Genomic DNA, 828 nt, shown 5'->3' with positions numbered 1-828 from the left:
AGCCGTATGCACACCAGGCGTTACATCCAGTCAGATGGTGCGGTCGTCTTCTGAAAACGACAGCCTTGCCTGACATCCAGTTAGGGTATAGCCTAGATTGACATGCGCGATGCAACCCTTAACTTGCTTGCACCTATCGTTTCCATGCTAGCTTTATCGTAACGCTAAAGAAATTGGGCTTAATGTCGAACACAATAAAATAAAACAGCCAACCCTTGAGGCTCTTATGCGCCAGAATTTACCAGTGACGGGTCGAAACTTAGAACTCCCAAAAGATGCCAATATTCTTTCGACTACCTCCCCTCAAAGCCATATCACGTACGTTAATCCTGACTTCATTAAAATCAGTGGTTTCACTGAGGAAGAACTATTAGGCCAGCCTCACAACATCGTAAGACACCCAGATATGCCGCCTGCTGCATTTGAGCATATGTGGAGTACATTAAAATCTGGCCGCTCATGGATGGGGCTAGTAAAAAATCGCTGTAAAAATGGCGACCACTATTGGGTAAGTGCTTATGTAACGCCAATAGCTAAGAATGGTTCGATTGTTGAATACCAGTCTGTAAGGACCAAGCCTGAACCTGAGCAGGTTTTGGCTGCGGAAAAATTATATGCTCAATTGAGAAGCGGGAAGGCCGCGAGGCCGAAATGGGCTGCTAGCTTTTCCGTGAAAATACTCTTGCTCATATGGGGTAGTATTATATCAAGCGCAATGGCTGCCGGCATGCTTACTGATACATCAATAAGCAGCTTATTGTTAGCTACTTTAATGTCAGGAAGCTTAAGCTCTGTTAGTGTTTTGGCTATTCTCTCTCCTCTTGGAAG

At 44.9% G+C, this 828-nt stretch carries 1 protein-coding gene; it reads left to right on the top strand.

Going from position 1 to position 828, the window contains the following annotated elements:
• Positions 1-226: 226 nt before the first annotated feature.
• A partial coding sequence (locus ACTJJX_RS35030; RefSeq protein ID WP_440782063.1) for a PAS domain-containing protein occupies positions 227-828 on the top strand: 602 nt, incomplete at its 3' end.

The sequence above is a fragment of the Pseudomonas sp. 22490 genome, assembly GCF_052044465.1.
GTDB lineage: Bacteria > Pseudomonadota > Gammaproteobacteria > Pseudomonadales > Pseudomonadaceae > Pseudomonas > Pseudomonas aeruginosa.
The sequence above is the reverse complement of the archived record's forward strand: the minus strand, read 5'-3'. Positions and strand labels throughout refer to the sequence as shown.